This is a genomic window from Ruminococcus sp. SR1/5, from assembly GCF_000209835.1.
Lineage (GTDB): Bacteria > Bacillota > Clostridia > Lachnospirales > Lachnospiraceae > Blautia_A > Blautia_A fusiformis.
The window spans coordinates 1072865-1092585 of record NC_021014.1; the positions used below are offsets into that span (position 1 = coordinate 1072865).

General features: G+C 44.6%; 19 protein-coding genes and 2 pseudogenes. 2 read left to right on the plus strand and 19 right to left on the minus strand.

The annotated features are described in order from the left end of the window. Positions 1-136: 136 nt before the first annotated feature. From acsB to CK1_RS05510, 8 genes and pseudogenes are all read right to left on the minus strand, one after another. On the minus strand, positions 137-2266 hold the full coding sequence (gene acsB / locus CK1_RS05480) for an acetyl-CoA decarbonylase/synthase complex subunit alpha/beta (protein WP_021650184.1): 2130 nt from the start codon (positions 2264-2266) through the stop codon (positions 137-139). Between the two features lie 17 nt (positions 2267-2283). Then, positions 2284-3057, minus strand: a complete 774-nt coding sequence (locus tag CK1_RS05485; RefSeq protein ID WP_015525298.1) for an ATP-binding protein — start codon at positions 3055-3057, stop codon at positions 2284-2286. Between the two features lie 44 nt (positions 3058-3101). Then, positions 3102-4993, minus strand: a pseudogene (cooS, locus tag CK1_RS05490) (anaerobic carbon-monoxide dehydrogenase catalytic subunit). 116 nt (positions 4994-5109) lie between these two features. Next, on the minus strand, positions 5110-5802 hold the full coding sequence (locus CK1_RS05495; RefSeq protein ID WP_353611218.1) for an ATP-binding protein: 693 nt from the start codon (positions 5800-5802) through the stop codon (positions 5110-5112). Continuing rightward, positions 5769-5879 (minus strand): nucleotide-binding protein, encoded by a 111-nt coding sequence (locus CK1_RS18780; protein WP_502685092.1) that lies wholly within the window; start codon positions 5877-5879, stop codon positions 5769-5771. Before CK1_RS18780 ends, CK1_RS05495 begins: the two co-directional genes overlap by 34 nt. Before the next feature lie 112 nt (positions 5880-5991). After that, positions 5992-6924 carry a methylenetetrahydrofolate reductase gene (locus CK1_RS05500; protein ID WP_015525303.1) on the minus strand — a complete coding sequence of 311 codons (933 nt, stop codon included), beginning with the start codon at positions 6922-6924 and terminating at the stop codon, positions 5992-5994. A gap of 34 nt (positions 6925-6958) precedes the next feature. After that, on the minus strand, positions 6959-7141 hold the full coding sequence (locus CK1_RS05505) for a CooT family nickel-binding protein (RefSeq protein WP_015525304.1): 183 nt from the start codon (positions 7139-7141) through the stop codon (positions 6959-6961). A gap of 64 nt (positions 7142-7205) precedes the next feature. Further along, positions 7206-7598 (minus strand): DUF8180 domain-containing protein, encoded by a 393-nt coding sequence (locus CK1_RS05510; RefSeq protein WP_015525305.1) that lies wholly within the window; start codon positions 7596-7598, stop codon positions 7206-7208. Positions 7599-7944: 346 nt separating this feature from the next. Here CK1_RS05510 and CK1_RS05515 point away from each other — a divergent pair, with 346 nt between their 5' ends. Next, positions 7945-8772, plus strand: a complete 828-nt coding sequence (locus CK1_RS05515; RefSeq protein WP_022426672.1) for an aldo/keto reductase — start codon at positions 7945-7947, stop codon at positions 8770-8772. Positions 8773-9049: 277 nt separating this feature from the next. Here the strand turns inward: CK1_RS05515 and CK1_RS05520 are convergent. The 4 genes and pseudogenes from CK1_RS05520 to CK1_RS05535 form a co-directional block, all read right to left on the minus strand. Beyond that, positions 9050-9942 (minus strand): annotated as a pseudogene (locus tag CK1_RS05520) (NAD(P)H-dependent glycerol-3-phosphate dehydrogenase); the annotation flags it as partial. Positions 9943-9954: 12 nt separating this feature from the next. Beyond that, complete coding sequence (plsY, locus tag CK1_RS05525) at positions 9955-10602, minus strand: glycerol-3-phosphate 1-O-acyltransferase PlsY (RefSeq protein WP_015525308.1); 648 nt, start codon at positions 10600-10602, stop codon at positions 9955-9957. 4 nt (positions 10603-10606) lie between these two features. Next, positions 10607-11932: a ribosome biogenesis GTPase Der gene (der, locus tag CK1_RS05530; protein WP_015525309.1), complete on the minus strand. Its 1326-nt coding sequence runs from the start codon at positions 11930-11932 to the stop codon at positions 10607-10609. Then, positions 11895-13280, minus strand: a complete 1386-nt coding sequence (locus CK1_RS05535; RefSeq protein WP_173739424.1) for a DUF512 domain-containing protein — start codon at positions 13278-13280, stop codon at positions 11895-11897. The genes der and CK1_RS05535 overlap by 38 nt, the downstream gene beginning before the upstream one ends. A gap of 144 nt (positions 13281-13424) precedes the next feature. On the opposite strand from CK1_RS05535, the gene CK1_RS05540 reads away from it, so the two are divergent. Then, positions 13425-14597 (plus strand): ribose-phosphate pyrophosphokinase, encoded by a 1173-nt coding sequence (locus tag CK1_RS05540; RefSeq protein WP_015525311.1) that lies wholly within the window; start codon positions 13425-13427, stop codon positions 14595-14597. On the opposite strand, the gene pgeF is transcribed toward CK1_RS05540, so the two are convergent. The 7 genes from pgeF to CK1_RS05575 form a co-directional block, all read right to left on the minus strand. Continuing rightward, positions 14584-15396 carry a peptidoglycan editing factor PgeF gene (gene pgeF, locus CK1_RS05545; protein ID WP_015525312.1) on the minus strand — a complete coding sequence of 271 codons (813 nt, stop codon included), beginning with the start codon at positions 15394-15396 and terminating at the stop codon, positions 14584-14586. The two genes, CK1_RS05540 and pgeF, sit on opposite strands and share 14 nt — an antisense overlap. A gap of 51 nt (positions 15397-15447) precedes the next feature. Continuing rightward, positions 15448-15807 carry a YraN family protein gene (locus CK1_RS05550; protein WP_044960433.1) on the minus strand — a complete coding sequence of 120 codons (360 nt, stop codon included), beginning with the start codon at positions 15805-15807 and terminating at the stop codon, positions 15448-15450. 45 nt (positions 15808-15852) lie between these two features. Further along, positions 15853-16608, minus strand: coding sequence for a ribonuclease HII (gene rnhB, locus CK1_RS05555; protein WP_015525313.1), 756 nt, complete (start codon positions 16606-16608; stop codon positions 15853-15855). Then, complete coding sequence (gene ylqF / locus CK1_RS05560; RefSeq protein ID WP_015525314.1) at positions 16608-17465, minus strand: ribosome biogenesis GTPase YlqF; 858 nt, start codon at positions 17463-17465, stop codon at positions 16608-16610. Before ylqF ends, rnhB begins: the two co-directional genes overlap by 1 nt. A gap of 42 nt (positions 17466-17507) precedes the next feature. Further along, a complete protein-coding gene (lepB, locus tag CK1_RS05565; protein WP_015525315.1) occupies positions 17508-18116 on the minus strand; it encodes a signal peptidase I in 609 nt (202 codons plus the stop codon). A 96-nt stretch (positions 18117-18212) separates the two neighbouring features. Further along, positions 18213-18560: a 50S ribosomal protein L19 gene (gene rplS / locus CK1_RS05570; RefSeq protein ID WP_015525316.1), complete on the minus strand. Its 348-nt coding sequence runs from the start codon at positions 18558-18560 to the stop codon at positions 18213-18215. A 137-nt stretch (positions 18561-18697) separates the two neighbouring features. Then, entirely contained in the window at positions 18698-19573 is an 876-nt protein-coding gene (locus tag CK1_RS05575; protein WP_015525317.1) for a methionyl aminopeptidase, read from the minus strand. Positions 19574-19721 lie beyond the last annotated feature (148 nt).

The window sequence follows — 19721 nt, forward strand, 5'->3', positions numbered from 1 at the left end:
TACAGAGCTTCTTATATTATACTACATAGCACCAGTTATTGGCAAGATGCAGCACTACATTTCTGTTAAAAAATCAACAAACTTTTTAACAGTTTACAGGAGAAAGGATGTCCGCACATCCTTTCTCCCGGATAAATTACATCATCGGATCAAGTCCGAGAGCCGGATGTCCTTTTTCTGTAAGGAATGCAACCAGTGTCTCTGGATCTTCTGCGATCGTCTCATCACCGATCATGTCTGTAAAGTTATCGATTCCGTAAAGCTCTTTTGCAGTCTTATTAAGTCTGTCAGCTACGAATTCTTTCAGTTCTTTCGGCATCCATACGATACGCTCGATACCGCCCTCAGCCTTCATGAACTTCTTGGAGGAAATGAAATGTTTACCATGTCCCATGAATCCAGGTGTCTGAACTCCACCACCTGTCATGGATGCCATCTCAGGGAATGTCATTCCAAGTGGTGTCATGCCTGCATACTCACGGTTAGCAATAACAACACCGTTGGAGAATGGCTCGATACCACAGATACACTCGAAGCATCCGCAGGAAGTCATCGGATCCTGCATGATGGAGTACAGTGTAACGTGCTCCAGAGCACCCTGGGAGAATTTCTGAACTGCCTCATCAACGTCCTCATAAGAACCAAGATTCTCATCGATTGGACGCTCTTTTGTGATGATCTGGCAAGGACCAGCTGGGTCAAGCTGATGTGTAGCTTTTGCATCCAGCCATGAAACCGCACCGCAAAGACCAAGTCTCTCAGGTGTTACTACACATACGTGGCTTGGTGCGAATGCCTGGCAAAGGATACAGCTGTAATATACGTCAACAGACTCATCTGTCAGAGTATCAAGACGCTCATCACGTTTGTCAAAGATCGGAATCGCAACCTCATGACGGATTCTTGTACACTCAGCAGGATCTGTATAGATAACAACCTCACATTTATCAACAACTGCATCGAACTCATTTTTAACAGATGCATAAAGAACTTCACCGATATGTTTGATTCTGAATCCTGCATTAAATGCGTCAATGCTGATACGGATACGCTGCATATCACGCTGTCCTGTATGGTATACACCCTCGATACAGTTGATGTAGTTGTGGAATTTACGCTCGATAACCGGCTCAAAGTCAGGCTGCATATTCTTACCTGCAACTTTAACAACATATGCAATGCTGTTCTTGCTGCCGAATTCCATCTCATCTACTTCAGGTCCGATTACTGTGATCTTGTGATCCTCGATCTCAGAAGCATCGCAGGTATGTACAAGCTCTGCACAGTCTACACGGGAGCCATCGAACTCAACCTGCATATCTTTACGACGGATGATCTCACCCTCGAATGCAGATGCGAAAGCAACCGGAATATCAATATTTGTGATCTTGATCTTAATATCACGCGCCTCAAGAGAAGTAGCGTTAAATTTGCTTACGTCCTCCTGAACGATAAGGCTCTTCGGTACACGGAAGATATTCTCTGTCTCATTTGTAACAACCGGGAATCCAAGTGCGATAGCGCCTGCACCGCATGCTACGATCACATCATCCAGAGGTTTGAATGCGTTAACAAATGCCGGTACACGATCCATTGTGTATTTCATAAGTGTTCCTGCATCTCCAGGTGTTACGTTACCGAAGATCAGAGCTGCACGGATCGCAACGGAAACTACATGAACAACAGATGTAACATCTTTTCCAAGAGGAATAACACGAACGTTGGCACCTGTCTTCATTCCGGCTTCTGCAACCTGATCAATGATTCCGCCAACAAGTGTTACCAGGATACCCTGTGCCTGATAGCTCTTTACAAGAGCAACACCCTCTTCTGTAGTAGGAGCAGCACCAAGGATAACAGCAACGCCTGGGATATCGCCTGTTACAAGCGGTACACCGAGCTCACGGATAACAGCATCACCAAGATGTCCATAGCATGGCTCTTCGTAAGGAGTTGCTCCGTCGATATATTTCAGAACCTCGATGAACTCTGCGCAGAGTGCTGTAGCAACACCGGACATGAATGCATCGTTCAGTCTTTTCTCTCTTGTCATAAGTGTTTTTACAACGCCAAGAGCTTCTTTTAATTCTTTTAATGTTGTAACTTTTGTTCCTGTTACAGCATAGTAGCAAGGAAGGCTGTAAGCGGTATTCGGGAAGCTGACAGCTTTGTCTTCGCCATACTGAGCGATCGCGCCGTCAATAGCACCCTCTGTTAAACCATATACAGCATCGTTTCCGCCGAATACTCTATCAAATAAAGTCACTGTAATACCTCCTATTTTTACAGAATTGAATTCTGATCAATTTTGTCTTTGATTTTTCTGATTTCAGCTGTTACAGTTTCACTGAAATCGTAGGGAGATTTTCCCTGACGATCAGCATCTATAACTTCTGTATTGTAGTGGATCATTCCAAGCAGATCCTCTGCCGGGATCTTACTCCGGATAAATTCCTCATCCTCCGGATTTCTTACCTTATTGGCCACGACCTTAACCTGAGAAACTCCCAGATCCTTTGCAAGACGTTTAACATTCTTATATGTCTGTACACTTCTTGCCCCTGGTTCGATCACTACAATAAATTCATCCATGCTCTCCGTGGTGCCCCGGCCCAGATGTTCCAGGCCGGCCTCCATATCCATGATCACCACATCATCTCTGTGGATCACAAGGTTATTGATCACTCTTTTAAGCATCACATGTTCAGGACAGACGCATCCGCCTCCACCTGTTTCCACAGTTCCAAGGACAAGCAGCTTTACGCCATTACAGGTTTTTCCATAAGTATCCGGAATATCGTCTACCTTTGGGTTCAGTTTATAAAACTGATTCTGGCTGTTGGCTCCGGTGCGTTCTTCTATGAGCTTACGCATTTTTGAGATTGGAACAATAGAATCCAAGGTTTCCTCGTCAAATCCAAGGGCAAGACCCAGGTTCGCATCCGGATCCACATCCGCCGCAAGGACTTTTTTTCCCTCATCTGCGTATAGTCTTGCAAGTGTTGCTGCGAAAGTTGTCTTTCCTACTCCGCCTTTACCGGTTACTGCTATTTTCATTTTACGTCTTCCACCTTTTATAACATTTTAAAGATCGCAACGGATTAGATTCCTAATGCTGTTCTCTTCTCTTCAATTCTCTCGATCATAAGATCAACTAATTTCTCGATGTCTGTCTCTACTGTGTAAGCAGCACCTGTCCATTTTCTTGTTCCCTCTGTAAGAAGCTCGCACATTTCTGAAGAACCGGAAACATATGGATCAACGCCAAGGAATGTATCAATACCAGTACCAACTACGTAGTTACCGATGGATACAGCTTTTTCAGACATCCACTCAGGAGCACATCCTACTACAGGAAGCTGATTGATCTGAAGTCCTGCATCTTTTGCAAGTTCAGCAGCCAGGATCATCATACGGGAGATATCTACGCAGGATCCCATATGAAGTACTGGTGGGATATCAGCCAGCTCACAGACACGTTTCAGACCTGCACCGCAGAGATCTCTTGCGGATTTGTCCATCAGACCAGCTTTAGCAGCTGCCTGTGCGGAACATCCGGAAGCGATGATAATGATATCATTTGCGATACACTTCTTCATCAGTTCGATATGTGCATAGTCAGGACGGATCTTAGGATTGTTACATCCAACCATAGCAACAGCACCACGGATAACACCGGAAGTGATGCACTCAAGTAATGGTTTGGTTGTTCCTGTTACGTCAACCTGAGAGTTTGTAACACCATCAAGAACTTTGACGATTGCTTCTACTGAGTAACCAACAGTAGCTTTCTGTTTCAGCTGCGGGATATGTACAAGCTCAGGTTTTCTGTTCTTGAAGTTATCGATAGCCATCTTAACGATTGCTTTTGCATTTTCTCCTGCTGTCTCAGCGTTGAATCTGATAAATTCAGAATCCGGCATCTGAGCGATCGGAGAAGTTGTAACAAATTTAGTATGGAAACATTTGCTCAGAGGTCCTAATGCAGGGAAGATACACTGAACATCAACTACGATCGCCTCGCAGGCACCTGTCAGTACTACGTTCTCCTGCTGCAGGAAGTTACCAGCCATCGGAACACCACGACGCATAGCTACCTCGTTAGAAGTACAGCACACACCGGAAACGGTGATTCCTTTTGCTCCTACAGATTTTGCATAATCGATCATTTCTTTGCTGTCTGCATACTCACAGATCATCTCAGAAAGACTCGGATCATGTCCGTGTACAACAATGTTTACGTTCTCTTCAACCATTACTCCAAGGTTAGCCTCTGTATCAAGTGGCTTCGGAGTTCCGAATAATACATCAGAGAACTCTGTTCCCATCATGGAACCGCCCCATCCATCAGCCATACCGCAGCGAATAGACTGTTTTACAAGTGCTTCCGGAAGAGATGAACATCCCATATGAGACATATGCAGGGAGCTTGCAACCTCACGGTCGATAGCACGTGGTGCGATTTCGTTCTCGATCAGTTTTTCTTTTGTCCTGCAGGCATTCTGTCAAGGAATCTCTGATATCCGAACGGTTTACCATATTCCATAAGACCGATCTCAGCCATCTCATGAGCCAGATCATAGATATCCTTGCCTTCTGTTTCCACGCCCCACTCTTTGGCGATGCGAAGCAGTTTCTCAGGATCTTTTACCTGATAATTTCCGCCCTCTTTTGCACAGTACAGTGTATGGCAGATCTCACGACCATGATCGGAGTGAGTAGCTGCACCACCGGCTGTAAATTTAAGGAAGTTTCTTCCTACGATACCATGAGCATCACATCCACAGATTCCTCTCGGAGCCTTCGGTGTAATACGACACGGTCCCATTGCACAGATACGGCAGCAGATACCCTGCTCACCGAATTTACAGTGCGGAGTCTGGTTCTTTGCACGGATCTGCCATGCATCTGCTCCTACCTTTGCACCTGTCTCGAGAAGACGGGCTGTAGCGGCTTCAAATTCCTCCACTGTAGTTAATTTGAATTCACTCATTATAGACCTCCTTTAATAGCACATCTATTTTTATTTTCTTTTTATAATAAGCCCAGGGCAGGAACCCATCCCCACCCATGGGTTATTCTCTTTTATAAAAAAAGGTTTATATTCCATTATAAACCTAATTTATCAAAAATTTCAAAAGCTGCTTTTCTCATCGGATTATCCTCAGGAAGAGTAACGGTTGGTTTACCATCGCAGTCATATTCATAAACTGCCTCATCCTGTGGTACCACACCGATCAGATCGAGACCCTGATTCCGGATCTCCTCAAGGATTCCTGGATTCAGTTCTGCTTTTGGCGCGCGGTTGATAATAAGACCCACTCTGGAAGGCTTCATATCGCATTCCTTAATAAGTTCTGCGATCCTGCCAACTGCCTGTACACCTCTTCTGGAACAGTCACTTACAAGGATTGCTGTCTCCATGCTCGGAAGGATTCCTCTGCTGATATGTTCCATCCCTGCTTCATTGTCCACAACAATATATGGATAATTCTTCTGGTATTTGGCAAGCTGTGCCTGAAGCAGACCGTTTACAAAGCAATAGCATCCTTTTCCCTGGGTTCTTCCCATTACAAGAAGATCGTAATCATCTTCCTCAGCAAGAGCATCCTCGAAACGTACCTCTGCATAATCTGCCTTGGACATTCCTTTGGGGATCGGGCTTTTCTCTGTCATCTCAGCATGTGCGATCTCCTCACGTACATCGCCAAGAGTTGTATCTACTTCTACGCCAAGAACCTCGTTCAGATTTGAATTGGCATCTGCATCTACCGCCAGTACAGGTCCTTTTTCTTTTCGCAGAGATACTGGATCAGCATTCCGCATAATGTAGTTTTTCCAACGCCGCCTTTTCCGGCGACTGCAATAACATGTGCCATAAAACGGGCACCTCCTGATTTTATATCTGTTATGCCGGCGCATAAGGGAGGTGCCTGATACTGTTCTGGCACCTCCGCATCGTGCCGGAATTCTTATTTATTTCGTTGATGATTAGATAAGTGTACGAAGTCCGGATCTGTCAATGATCTCGGATACGTCTTTCCATTTGTTTAATGCATAAAGATGGATACCGTCAACACCAAGAGCGCGATACTCATCGATCTGTCTGATGGTGTATTCGATTCCTTCTTCTTTGAATCGTTTAACCTTGTCCTCATAGAACATGTCAAATGGTTTACCATCAGCATCTTTAGCGTTAAACGGATTCGGGAACAGCCAGTTCCTGGAGATCAGCCTGCAAAGCTCACTGTCCATTACACAGCCGTTACGTGAAAGAGCCATATTAATGGTAGCTGCCTGGTCCAAGATCGGCATCACGCCAACATCTACAGGCATTGTCACCCCAGCCTCGCGGATAGCGTCCAACCAGTATTTAAACTGTTCCATATCCCAGCAGAGCTGAGTCATGATATAATCAGCACCATTGTCCTGTTTCTGTCTCAAAACAGCAATATCAGCCTCCAAGCTTCTGCATGCGATATGGCCTTCCGGTGAACCGGCTACTGCGATCTCAAACTTATCGCCAAATTCATTACGGACAAATTTAACAAGGTCTGTCGCATAATTGAAGTCTCCGCAGGTCGTTGTCTCACCAAGCGGAATATCTCCGCGAAGCGCCAGCATATGGTCAACGCCATCTGCCAGATACCGTTCCAACTGCTGTCTGATTCCTTCTTTTGTGTTCTTGATCACTGTGAAGTGTGTTACAGGAATAGTTCCTGCATTCCTGATCATCTGGCATACTTCCCTGTTGGCTCCGACATTTCCGCCGCCGGCACCGTATGTACAGGAAATATACTCCGGTCTATACTTCATGAGATGTTCAATGGTTCCCGGCAGATTTGCCATGCCTTTTTCTGTCTTTGGCGGAAAAAGTTCAAAGGAAAGCAACATTTTTTCTCTCATTGCTTCAGATAATTTCATCGATCGTCCCTCCACATCTTACGTTTTAATCATATCAGTTACACTGCAGTTTCACGATGCTGTTTGCAAGATCCACCATAAGGATACTGCCTTCTACCACGCGCTCATCTCCCATGATATCTCGAAGGATCAATTTATTTCCGTCCACATCGATCCGGCTTACATTCTTAAAGATCACAGAATTATCTTCTTCCTTATATACTGTTGCAAGACACATAATCATTCCTCCAAATAAGTGGCATCATTTAACCACTATGCTGTCAAAACTATTCTGTCGGTTTTTATTTCAACTCTTCCTTAACAAGTGTAAGGGCAAGTCCAAGTCTCATATTGCCTTTCTGAAAATCTGCAACTGCCTCTTTGATCGTCTTCGCAGCTGCATCCATGTTAAGCTTCTTAAGATTGTCAGCCATCTGATCAAGTTCTGCGGCATGATGCTCATTATGCTGCAGCATGTAGGTAAGAAGTGCTACAGTCTCATTCTTGCAGTCACCGCTCTCGCAGGAACCGCAGTGTCCATCACCGTGTGTATGACAATGGTTATCTCCTTCCGCATGGCTGTGTGTATGGCTGTGAGTCACACCGTCCTCATGGGTGTGCTCATGTGTATGTTCATGGCTGTCTGCATGTCCATGCTGAACAAGATTGCCATTCTCATCTTTGATTAAATGCATAAATACCCCTTTCCTGTATCCGCCGGGCGGACACTCTCATGACAAGAATTTATCAATTAAATTTATTATACATCTTTTCACTGTTATTATCAAGAAAATAATTATAAAATATAGCCAAAATTATATGCTGTTTTTCCTATTTTTCCAAAAACTTTGACAGTAAATTAACTCGATTGTTTCATTTTTAACGAAGTTAGTCTCTTCAAACCACAACTTATTACCCAGTCTGCGCGTCTGTCCAACTCTAAGCTTTATCACTTTTGTAATATAATTGATGTGATTCTTTCATATTTTTGTGCTATAATAGCAAAAGCATGGAAAGCAGAACATACAAGGAGGAATTATTTTGAAAGAAACTGTTTTTCTGAACAACGACAGAGAAATGCCTCTTCTGGGGCTTGGCGTATACAAGTTGCCCGATGACGTACAGGCCGAAGCAGCAGTCACTTCTGCTATTTCCGCCGGCTACCGCATGATCGATACCGCTTCTGTTTATAAAAATGAAGAAAGCGTTGGACGTGCCATTGCCAAATGCGGAGTTCCCAGAAAGGATCTTTTCATCACCAGCAAAATCTGGAACAATGCGCAGCGTCTCGGCGATGTCCAGGGAGCTTTTTCCCGTAGTCTCGACCGTCTGAAAGTCAGTTATGTAGATCTCTATCTGATACACTGGCCGGTTCCCGGCTGCTATTTGAGCACCTGGAAAGAGCTGGAATCCATTCTGGAATCTGGACGTGCTTTAAGTATCGGCGTCAGTAATTTTGATATCCGGCATCTGGAAGAGCTTCGTAAGATATCCGGGGTTATTCCTGCTGTAAACCAGATCGAGTGCCATCCTTTGTGTTACCCTGCTGAACTGATCGAATACTGCAAGGCTTTCGGTATTCAGGTACAGGCTTATGCTCCTCTGGCAAGAGGTGCATATTTTGATAATGATGTAATGTGTGTTCTGGGGACCAAATATGCCAGGACTCCTGCACAGATCGGGCTTCGCTGGGCAATACAGAAGGGAATTTCTGTCATTCCGAAATCCATCAACCCGGAACGAATCCGCAGCAATGGAAATATCTTTGACTTCAACATCGAGGATGAAGATATGGCGATCATCGATACACTGAACGAAGATCTGCATACTTCTCATGTTCCAGAAGATCTCCGTGATATTCAGTTTTAATTTCCCATAATAATGCAAAAAAGATATCTGTCAGAGCATAAGTGATCTTCTGACAGATATCTTTTTATTTTTCTTTTCAGTTGATACGGCGATCCTGTTATTCCCAGCTTAGCATTTCACATATCTGAAACCCGGAAATATTTAACTGATCCGCTCACGCATTTCCCCACGGGAGCATGGGCGTTTCCACTTTTTTATCACGCAGCATCAGGTCCATTACTGCTTCCGCTGCTGATTTTCCTTCAAACAGTACGCGGTTCACTTCCGTTATGATAGGCATCTCCACCTCATATTTCTCCGCAAGCTCTCTTGCAGCTCTTGCAGAATAAACACCTTCCACAACCATCTGCACTTCTTTCATAGCTTCTTCCATCGTATATCCCTGGCCGATCAGATATCCGGCCTTTCGATTACGGCTATGCTTACTTGCACAAGTCACGATCAGGTCGCCGATCCCGGACAGGCCGTAAAAGGTTTCCATCTGCGCCCCCATTTTTTACCAAGTCTTCCTATTTCCGTGATTCCCCTGGTGATCAGTGCCGCCTTGGTATTATCTCCATATCCAAGGCCGTCGGCAGTACCTGCTGCCAGTGCGATCACATTTTTCAGTGCTCCGCCAAGTTCCACCCCAAGGATATCCGGTGTTGTATACACGCGGAACACAGGGCTCATAAAAATACTCTGAAGGTATTCCGCAGTTTCCTGTGTATGTGCGCTGATCACACAGGTTGTAGGAAGTCCGCGTCCTACTTCTTCCGCATGGCTTGGACCGGAAAGTACAGCTACATTACCCTGCGGGATTTCTTCTTCGATCACCTCGCTGAGTGTTTTCAGTGTCTTTTCCTCAATACCTTTAGCAACATTGACGATCTTCTGGTCCCTGCACACAAACGATGCCATCTTGTGTGCAGTACTCCGGATATACGGGGAAGCTACTGCCAGAACTGTTACATCCACATCCTTAAGCGCACGCTCCAGATCTGTCAGGACATCGATTTCATCCGGAAGCCGTACCCCCGGAAGCCTGTCAGGATTTTCTCTTTTTTCCCGGAGTTTCCGGGCATTCTCCGGTCTTGCTGACCAAAGAAGGACTTCATGGCCATTATTATGCAACAGGAGTGCCAGGGCTAATCCCCAGCTCCCCGAACCCAGTACGCTGATTTTTGCCATAAATCTTACCTCTTATTTTTTATTCTTACTGCTTAAAAACACCTTATTCTCTGTTCCATGAAACAGTCTTACAATGTTTGCCCTGTGTCTGTAGAACGCCATTGCTGTAAGAACTGCCATCACGATATAAAGCTCAACAGTATGCGCCTGATCCATCCCATATTTTCCCATATGTCCAAAAACTAGGACCAGGATAAAAGCCACCGCATATGCACTGAGAGAGCAAAGCGATACATAATGAGTTGTAAAGAACAGTGCAAAAAAGACAACTGCACATACAATAAATATCCGCCAGTCAAAAGCAATGATCATGCCTACAGAAGCAGCAATTCCCTTTCCACCGCGAAATTCCATAGAAATCGGAAAATTGTGGCCGAGGATACATCCCAATGCTGCATAAAGGGTAAGAAGCGGAAGGATACCATTCATGGAATTTCCATAAACCATTCTCACGATCACAATAGCCAGTACACACTTCAGGCAGTCTCCCAGCAGGGTGATCGCTCCCGCTTTCTTTCCAAAGGTCCGGAAGGCATTCGTAGTACCCGCATTCCCGCTGCCATGATCTCTGATATCTGTCTTGTGGACTTTTCCAATAATATAGCCTGTCTGAAAAAGCCCGCATACATAACCGATAACAAGACAAATAATACGTTCCATACTTTTATTCCTTTTCCCCGCGCTCGCGGATGATAAATTTCAGGGAAGTTCCGGAAAATCCAAAAGCATCCCTGATCTTGTTCTCCAGATATCTTACATAGGAAAAATGCATCAGTTCCTTGTCATTGACAAAGATAACAAATGTCGGCGGTTTTACCGCAACCTGTGTCATATAGAAGATCTTCAGTCTTCTTCCTCTGTCAGACGGCGGCTGCTGAAGAGCGACTGCCTCAGAAAGGATCTCATTAAGAACACCTGTCTGGATACGAAGTGTCTGATTTTCGATAACTGTATCGATATTTTCGAAAAGCTTTGGAAGTCTCTGACCTGTTTTTGCAGAGATAAAGATGATCTGTGCATACGGCATAAAGGAAAGGATCTGACGGATCTTTTCCGTATGCTTGTAGATAGTCTTGTCATTTTTCTCAATGGCATCCCATTTATTTACCGCTACGATGATACCCTTTCCTCTGTCATGAGCGATTCCCGCGATCTTAGCATCCTGCTCGGTAACGCCCTCGGAGGCATCGATCACAACTACAACCACATCTGCACGCTCTACAGCTGTCACAGTACGGATAACACTATAGCGCTCGATCTCTTCTTTTACCTTACCCTTGCGTCGAAGTCCTGCAGTATCGATAAAAATATAATCTTTTTTGTTCCAGGTAACCTTTGTGTCAATAGCATCACGTGTGGTTCCTGCAATATTGGATACGATCACACGCTCCTCTCCAAGAAGCTTGTTGATCAGAGAAGATTTTCCCACGTTCGGCTTTCCTACAATGGCGATCTTCGGAATATCATCCTGATCTTCCTCTTCACTCTTATCCGGGAACTCTTTGATCACCTCATCCAGCATATCTCCAAGGCCTTGTCTGTTAGCTGCGGAAATCGGGATCGGTTCTCCGATTCCAAGATTGTAAAACTCATATACGTCCATCATATATTTCTGGTGGCTGTCTACCTTGTTAACTACAAGACGTACCGGCTTGCCGCTGCGGCGGAGCATATCTGCCACCTTGGCATCGGAATCCACAAGACCCTGGCGAACATCTGTGATAAAAATGATCACGTCTGCCGTATCAATGGCGATCTGTGCCTGTTCTCTCATTCTGGAGAGAATGATATCGCTGCTGTCCGGCTCGATTCCGCCTGTATCGATCAGAGTAAATGTCCTGTCAAGCCATGTGACATCTGCATAAATCCTGTCACGAGTTACTCCTGGTGTATCCTTTACTATGGAAATATTGTCACCTGCCAGAGCGTTAAACAGAGTGGATTTGCCTACATTAGGCCTTCCCACTATCGCTACTACTGGTTTGCTCATAAATCTGTCTCCTTCTTGTTTGTTTATGTTCCGGAGGGTAGATCACGGCTTCCACCAGATCACGTCCTCCTGTGTCTACGATTACAATTTCTGTGTTCAGTGCTTCCGAAAGCTCTTCCAGCGTCATGTCATCCAGAAAAATCTCCTCATCACCTTTCAGCATGCTGCATGGGATCAGAAGCTTCTCTCCAAGGTCAAGACCGGAAAGCTGCTCTTTCAAATCCTGCCCTGTGATCAAACCGGACACCGTGATCTTTTCACCGAAAAAACGATTCTCGATGGTTGTGACCGGAATCTGCACATTGGGATATTTCTTCTGGATCTCTTTAATATAGCGTGCGATAAAAGGCGCTGCCAGTTTTCCTGTGGCGATCCTGCCTGTCACCTTACGGTCGTCACCGGAAAGCCCCTCCAGCGTTTCTTTTACTTCCGTTTCCAGAAGTCTGAGCATTCCCACGCCATTCTCAAGCTGCAGATATCCATCATATTCATCCTCACAGGGAAGCTCCCTGTCTGCCAGAATATACCATTCGTCTGAAGCATGGATAAAATGGATCCCATATTTCTCCATCATGATCTTCTGCCAGCGTTCGATCTGCCCCAGGACTTTTTCAGCATCTTCCTTATTAAAAGGTTCCAGAGGATAGAGACCTTCTCTGTATTTGGTAAGTCCTACCGGTACAACAGAAACACTCTGAAGGACCGGCGCATAAGCGGAAAGCTTTTCGAGGCTGTATTCCAGCTCGTCTCCGTCATTGACACCCTTACACAGTACGATCTGTCCATTCATGGTGATTCCTGCATTGTACAGCATATCCACCTTATCCAGAGCCTTTCCTGCAAAACGGTTATGCAGCATTTTACACCGGAGTTCCGGATTCATTGCCTGGAACGAAATGTTGATCGGTTCCAGATGATAGCGGATCACACGCTCAATATCCTTCTCGCTCATATTGGTAAGCGTAACATAATTTCCCTGAAGAAAGGAAAGCCTGGAATCATCATCCTTAAAATACAGCGTCTCACGCATACCTGGAGGCATCTGGTCAATAAAACAGAACATACACTTATTTGAACAGGAGCGATAGTCATCCATCAGTCCTCCGTTCTCAAATTCTATTCCAAGGTCTTCCTCATATTCCTTCTCTACCTCCAGCTCCCACTCTTCGCCATCAGGCTTCTCTACTAGAAGCACCACGAGCTCTTCATTCATGAGATACCGGTAATCGAAGACATCTTCCACAGGCTGTCCGTTTACAGACACAAGTCTGTCTCCCGGCTCCAGCCCCAGCTCCTCGGCAATACTGTCGGGCAGCACCCTGGAAATCATATGCTTTCTTAATTTCATCATTATCTCCCTTTTCTATCCCGTATATAATAACAACTTTGCTCTTAAAAATCAACACTTTGAGAAAACACCTTGACTGACACGTGGGTCTGATGTTATAAATAGACTGAGAATTTTTAATGACATACACTTAGGAGGAATATTATGCCAAACATAGAATTGCTGGAAAAGTCTATGCCTGTTGCCCCGATCCGAATCGCCGCACTTGCCGGATGCCGCGAACTGGCCGAGGAGGTTGACAAAAAGCTGGTTAAATTCCGTAAAGAACTTGTAGCCGCCAAGAAATCCACCATCATCCCACAGGGATATGCAGAAAAATCTTTCCTTGTAGATTGCGAATGCCCACGTTTCGGAACCGGTGAGGGTAAGGGTTACATCAAGGAATCTGTCCGCGGAACAGACCTTTATATCATGGTAGATGTGACCAATTACAGCCTTACTTACAGCGTATGCGGTCATGAGAACCACATGTCTCCGGATGACCATTACCAGGATCTGAAGAGAATCATCTCCGCAGCCACCGGTAAAGCACACCGCATCAACGTTATCATGCCATTCCTTTACGAGGGACGTCAGCACAGACGCACCAAGAGAGAATCTCTTGACTGTGCACTTGCACTTCGCGAGTTAAGTGCCATGGGTGTTTCCAACATCATTACTTTTGATGCTCATGACCCACGTGTACAGAACTCTATTCCGCTGAAGGGCTTTGATAACTTTTTCCCCACATACCAGTTCCTGAAAGCACTGGTCAAAAATGTCCCTGATTTCAAGCTTGACAATGATCATCTCATGATCATCAGCCCGGATGAAGGTGCCATGTCCCGTGCTGTATACTTCTCCAATATCCTTGGAGTCGATATGGGTATGTTCTACAAACGCCGTGATTACTCCACCGTTGTCAACGGAAAGAACCCGATCGTTGCTCACGAATTCCTCGGAGATTCTGTAGAGGGCAAAGACGTTGTCATCATCGACGATATGATCTCTTCCGGAGAAAGTATGCTGGATGTTGCCCGTCAGCTCAAAGAGCGTAAAGCCGGACGTGTATTCGTCTGCACAACCTACGGTCTGTTTACAGATGGCGTAGCCAAATTTGATGAATATTACGAAAAAGGCTGGCTGGACAGAGTCATCACAACCAACCTTAACTATCGTATTCCTGAGCTTCTTGACCGTCCATACTATATCGAAGCAAATATGAGCAAATATCTTGCAAGTATCATCGATATCATCAATCATGATGTATCTGTCGAGAAGGTTCGTTCCAGCAACGAAAAGATCATGGATCTCATGAAAAAAGTCAACGAACAGTAATAAATGCTCCCAGGTTTCCACGTTTCCCGTGAGAAGCCCTGTGTGAGTAAAGAAAGAGCGGATTACAGCAGGTGCAGATGCCCGGCATTGAGATCCGCTCTTCTTTTATGCCTGCATCCAGAAAGATCCTTCGGTTCGCCTCCCACAGATTCAGCTGGTATTTCCCATCTGGTTTTCTGTAAAAAAGCACATCCCAGTATTTTTCTTCAAACGCCTCTCTAAACTGATCGATCACATCTTCACTGACTTCATAGCAATCCTGACAGATAGAAGGACCAATGGCTGCATAAAGCTCTGAAGGATTTGTCTGAAATTCCTCAGTCATCTTCTCCACCGTCACTTTTCCGATCTTTCCTACAGTACCTCTCCAGCCGGAATGAGATAATCCCACAGCTCTATGTACCGGATCTATAAAGAAAAGTGGTACACAGTCCGCATAAAACGTTGCCAGCACCAGTCCCGGCACATTGGTGATCATTCCATCCACATCTGTATAAGGTCTTGGTTTTGTGATCCCATTTCCTCTGTCTTCTTCCGTGACCACACGTACATTGGTGGTGTGTGTCTGATCAGAGGTTACGATATCTTCCATGGAAAATCCCATAGCAGCAGAAAGTCTGCGGTAATTTTCCCGCACCGCAGACTCTTCATCCCCTCTTGTGAAGCTTAAGTTCATAGATTCATAAATCCCCTGGCTTACTCCTCCCAGGCGGGTACTGAAGCCATGTACGATCCCGGAAAATTTCTCAAAAGCAGGATATGTAAGCCAGGTAACATTGTTCTTCTGATTTACATTCATTAGCTGTTTATCTTTATACCATTTTATTTTCATCTTATGTGACCAGTCCTTTCAACTGCAAAAATCAAAAGCATTTTTTATCCAGTGGATGTTCTCTCCATCAATTCCTACTACGTCAAAACGGCAGGGAGGCAGCTCCCGGTATCCATGTGCAATCAGATAAAACATTGCCACTTTGCTAATAATCCTCTGTTTTTCTCTCCCTACCGCTGAAAAAGGACTTCCACTCTTTCCGTTCTTTCTGTATTTCACTTCAATAAACACCAGATATCTTCCATCCTGCGCAACAAGATCGATCTCACCACTTCGGCAGCGAAAATTTCTTTCCTTGATCTGCAGCCCCTTTTCTTGCAGGAACGCTGCAGCAATTCCTTCATAATAGCTGCCCTTCTGTCTTCTATTTTCCTTCAGATAAACAAAACCTTTCTGTTTTTGATGTCGGTATCTTAAGTATTTTTATACAAAATGTGTGATAAACGTTTTTCTATGTATCGGACTTGGTCCATATTTCTTCAGTGCTTCAATATGCGCTGCAGAACCATATCCTTTATTGGAGGCAAATCCGTATTCCGGAAGAACCTTATCATATTCTTCCATCATCCGGTCTCTGGTCACTTTGGCAACAATACTTGCTGCCGCAATGGATACACTTTTTGCATCACCTTTGATGATGGGTACCTGCGGAATCTGGATTTCCGGTATGGTAACCGCATCGTTCAAAAGCAGCTGCGGCTGTACAGAAAGCCTGCTCACTGCCTGACGCATTGCCTCATAGGTTGCCTGCAGGATATTGATCTCATCAATCCTCTCCGGACTTGCCATTCCAATTCCAACAGAAACTGCTCCCTCCAGGATCACATCGTACAATTCTTCTCTCTTCTTAGCTGTAAGCTTTTTAGAATCATTCAGCCATAAAATATCGCAGTCTTTCGGAAGGATCACCGCACAGGCGACTACCGGTCCGGCAAGAGGGCCTCTTCCCACCTCATCGATCCCGCAAAGATATCCAAGATGCTCATATTCATGTTCATATTTCTTCATGCTCTCTGTACGTACACGCTCATCCTCCAGAGCCTGAAGCTTTTTGTGATACTGCTGGATCAGTTTCTGTACACCGCTTCTCTCATCATTTTCATAATGACGAAAAAGGGCGTTATATTCGCCCTCCTTCGCTGACGCAAAACGCGCCTTGATATCTTTCATTGTTTCCATTACGCTTCCTCCGGTCCTTTTGGAAACTCCAGAGTCACTTTTCCCAGTTTTCCGGAACGAAATTCTTCCAGCAAAAGGCGGGATGCTTTCTCATAATCAAGCTCTTCGCCCTTTTTCAGACATCCTCTTGCTTTCGCAACTGCAGTAAGGATATCCAGCGGTTTCAGCTCTTCTTCTACATTGTATCTCTCTCTGATCGCTGCCGGATAAAACTCCTGCAGATATCCGATCAGACCCAGGGCAAGTTCTTCGATGTTCAGAATATCGTCCTTGATCGAACCGATATAGGCAAGACGCATTCCAACTTCCTGATCTTCAAATTTCGGCCAGAGAATTCCAGGGGTATCCAGAAGCTCCACACTTTTATTCAGACGTATCCACTGTTTTCCTTTTGTAACTCCTGGTTTATTACCGGTCTTGGCACAGGCTTTTCCTGCAAAGGTATTGATAAATGTTGATTTTCCAACATTAGGGATTCCTGCAACCATCGCACGTACCGGACGGTTTTTGATTCCTCGTCTCCGGTCTCTCTCTGTCTTTTCCTTACATGCCTCTGTGATTGCCGCAGAAACGGCCTTCATAGATCCCTTATTGCGGGAATCAATACTTACCGCATAGATTCCTTTTTCTTTGAAATATTCCATCCAGGCACGGTTCTGTCTCTCATCGGCAAGATCTGCTTTGTTGAGAAGGATCATACGCGCCTTGTTTTTTCCCAGCTCATCAATATCCGGATTTCGGCTGGAAAGAGGAACTCTTGCATCTACAAGCTCAATGATCAGATCGATCAGCTTGATATCTTCCTGCATCTGACGCTTCGCCTTCGTCATATGGCCTGGATACCACTGTACGTTCATAATTCACCTCATTTATCTATACTTTAATCTGTTTACTTTGATCTATTTTATAAAACCTATTTTATTTTTCGGAGAAACTGTAAACCAAACTTTCCCGACAATGTACTTCTTACTGATATTTCCGATATCGCTGAAGCGGCTGTCCTCACTGTTATTGCGATTATCACCAAGGACAAAATATTCCCCGCTTTCCAGAGTTATAGCACTATTTGCAAGTCCTCCATCTGTCATATCCTGATAAGCTCCGTTTTCTTCATAAACCTTGCCGTTGATATAGATCTTCCCGTCTTTAACCTGAACAGTCTCCCCGGGAAGGCCGATCACACGTCGGATATGCAGGGCTGCCGAGTCACTGGCGCTTGTTTTAAAAACGATCACATCTCCACGTTTTGGTGAACTGACCTTATATAAAGCCCTGTTTACAAAAAACTTTTCACTTACAGAATACGTGGGTTCCATGGCACTTTCCTGCAATGTCACAGTCTGAAATGCAGAGATTGCAACCAGCACAGCAAAAACCAGGGTCACAATAATTTCAAACACCCATTTCACGATTCCTCTTGTCCTGTCATCACGAAGCTTCTCCCTTGCTTCGGAAACAGCTCTGTTTTCCTTCAGATTTTCGATATTAATCTTCTTATTTAATCCCATATTCTATCCCCTGTATGTGTCTTTACACGCATACGCACTGATGTAAAAAGAGGGACAATAGCAAATGTTATTGTCCCTGCCTCTTTACTTATGAAATTATTTTACAAGCTCTTTAACCTTAGCTGCTTTACCTACACGATCTCTCAGGTAGTTCAGTTTCGCACGGCGTACTTTACCATGACGGATAACCTCAACCTTAACTACATGTGGGGAATGAAGCGGCCATGTTTTCTCAACACCAACACCGTTGGAGCTCTTTCTTACTGTGAAAGTCTCTCTTGTGCTTCCACCCTGTCTCTTAAGTACTGTACCCTCGAAGATCTGAACACGCTCACGTGTTCCCTCTTTGATCAGTGCGTGTACTCTTACTGTGTCTCCTACGCGGAACTGCGGTACTTCAGCTTTCAGCTGAGCGGACTCAATGTTCTTAATAATTTCGTTCATTTCTTTCTCTCCTTAATTATACTGGATGTTCTTAATACACATATGGTAACAGAGGACCATCTTTTTTCACAACATATGTGATTATACACTAGATAACTTCTCATTGCAAGGACTTTTTTCCGGATTTTCGATGGCTTTTACCAGCAAAGGACCTCATGTCCTGTTTCTGTAACAAGGACCATGATCTCCCACTGTGCCGATGGCAGACCATCCTCTGTCCTCACTGTCCAGTCATCGATCTCATCTGTATAGATTTCATCAGATCCCATATTGACCATTGGTTCAATAGTAAAGATCATTCCGGGTACCATGAGTACACCTGTATCTTCCTTAGATGTGTAGCTTACCCATGGATCTTCATGAAACTCAAGACCTACACCATGTCCGCCAATTTCTCTCACAACTGTATAGCCGTTTTCCACTGCATGTTTGTGTACAGCACTTCCCATATTTCCGATCGGTGTCCATGGTTTTACCTGTTCAAGGCCAAGCTCTATGCATTCTTTTGTCACACGGACAAGCTTCTCCTTCTCCGGACTTACCTGTCCAATACAGAACATACGGGAGGAATCAGAAAAATATCCCTGATAAATGGTGGATACATCTACATTGACAATATCACCTTCTTTTAAGACAATTTCTTCATCCGGGATTCCGTGGCATACTACCTCGTTGATAGATGTACATACGCTTTTTGGAAAACCTTCATAATTAAGTGGTGCCGGAATTCCGCCATGACGTACTGTTTCTTCATGTACCCAGTCATCAATCTGCTGTGTCGTCACGCCTGGTCCGATATGCTCTGCAACATAATCAAGAACTGCAACATTGATCTTGCAGCTCTCTTTGATCTTCTCGATCTGTGCAGGTGTCTTGATTAGATCATGGTCAAGAACTGCATACCCCTTCTTTTTCATGAGTTCCATTTTTTCATCAAATGCTTCATGACATTTTTTATATTTTTTTCCGCTTCCACACCAGCAGGGATCATTTCGTTCAATTTTTTTAGACATCTTCTTCTCCTTTTCGCAACTGTATGGCTGCTTTTTCTTTTGTATTTTATATGTTCAGATATGTTATATCTGTCTGTAATATTTTAACCGAATCAAAGAAGTCTCCTATGTGGTTGCAAGAAACAATAAACTGTGGGTGGGGACTTGC

Coding starts and splice junctions, on each gene's coding strand:
- CK1_RS05540 (WP_015525311.1), top strand. CDS start 13,425: ATGCCAAACATAGAATTGCTGGAAAAGTCTATGCCTGTTGCCCCGATC.
- ylqF (WP_015525314.1), bottom strand. CDS start 17,465: ATGAACGTACAGTGGTATCCAGGCCATATGACGAAGGCGAAGCGTCAG.
- CK1_RS05485 (WP_015525298.1), bottom strand. CDS start 3,057: ATGAAAATAGCAGTAACCGGTAAAGGCGGAGTAGGAAAGACAACTTTC.
- plsY (WP_015525308.1), bottom strand. CDS start 10,602: ATGGAACGTATTATTTGTCTTGTTATCGGTTATGTATGCGGGCTTTTT.
- CK1_RS05500 (WP_015525303.1), bottom strand. CDS start 6,924: ATGAAATTATCTGAAGCAATGAGAGAAAAAATGTTGCTTTCCTTTGAA.
- lepB (WP_015525315.1), bottom strand. CDS start 18,116: ATGGGATTAAATAAGAAGATTAATATCGAAAATCTGAAGGAAAACAGA.
- der (WP_015525309.1), bottom strand. CDS start 11,932: ATGAGCAAACCAGTAGTAGCGATAGTGGGAAGGCCTAATGTAGGCAAA.
- CK1_RS05505 (WP_015525304.1), bottom strand. CDS start 7,141: ATGTGTCTTGCAACAGTATATAAGGAAGAAGATAATTCTGTGATCTTT.
- rnhB (WP_015525313.1), bottom strand. CDS start 16,608: ATGGAAACAATGAAAGATATCAAGGCGCGTTTTGCGTCAGCGAAGGAG.
- CK1_RS05510 (WP_015525305.1), bottom strand. CDS start 7,598: ATGCATTTAATCAAAGATGAGAATGGCAATCTTGTTCAGCATGGACAT.
- CK1_RS05535 (WP_173739424.1), bottom strand. CDS start 13,280: ATGAAATTAAGAAAGCATATGATTTCCAGGGTGCTGCCCGACAGTATT.
- rplS (WP_015525316.1), bottom strand. CDS start 18,560: ATGAACGAAATTATTAAGAACATTGAGTCCGCTCAGCTGAAAGCTGAA.
- CK1_RS05575 (WP_015525317.1), bottom strand. CDS start 19,573: ATGTCTAAAAAAATTGAACGAAATGATCCCTGCTGGTGTGGAAGCGGA.
- CK1_RS18780 (WP_502685092.1), bottom strand. CDS start 5,879: ATGGCACATGTTATTGCAGTCGCCGGAAAAGGCGGCGTTGGAAAAACT.
- pgeF (WP_015525312.1), bottom strand. CDS start 15,396: ATGAATGTAAATCAGAAGAACAATGTTACCTGGCTTACATATCCTGCT.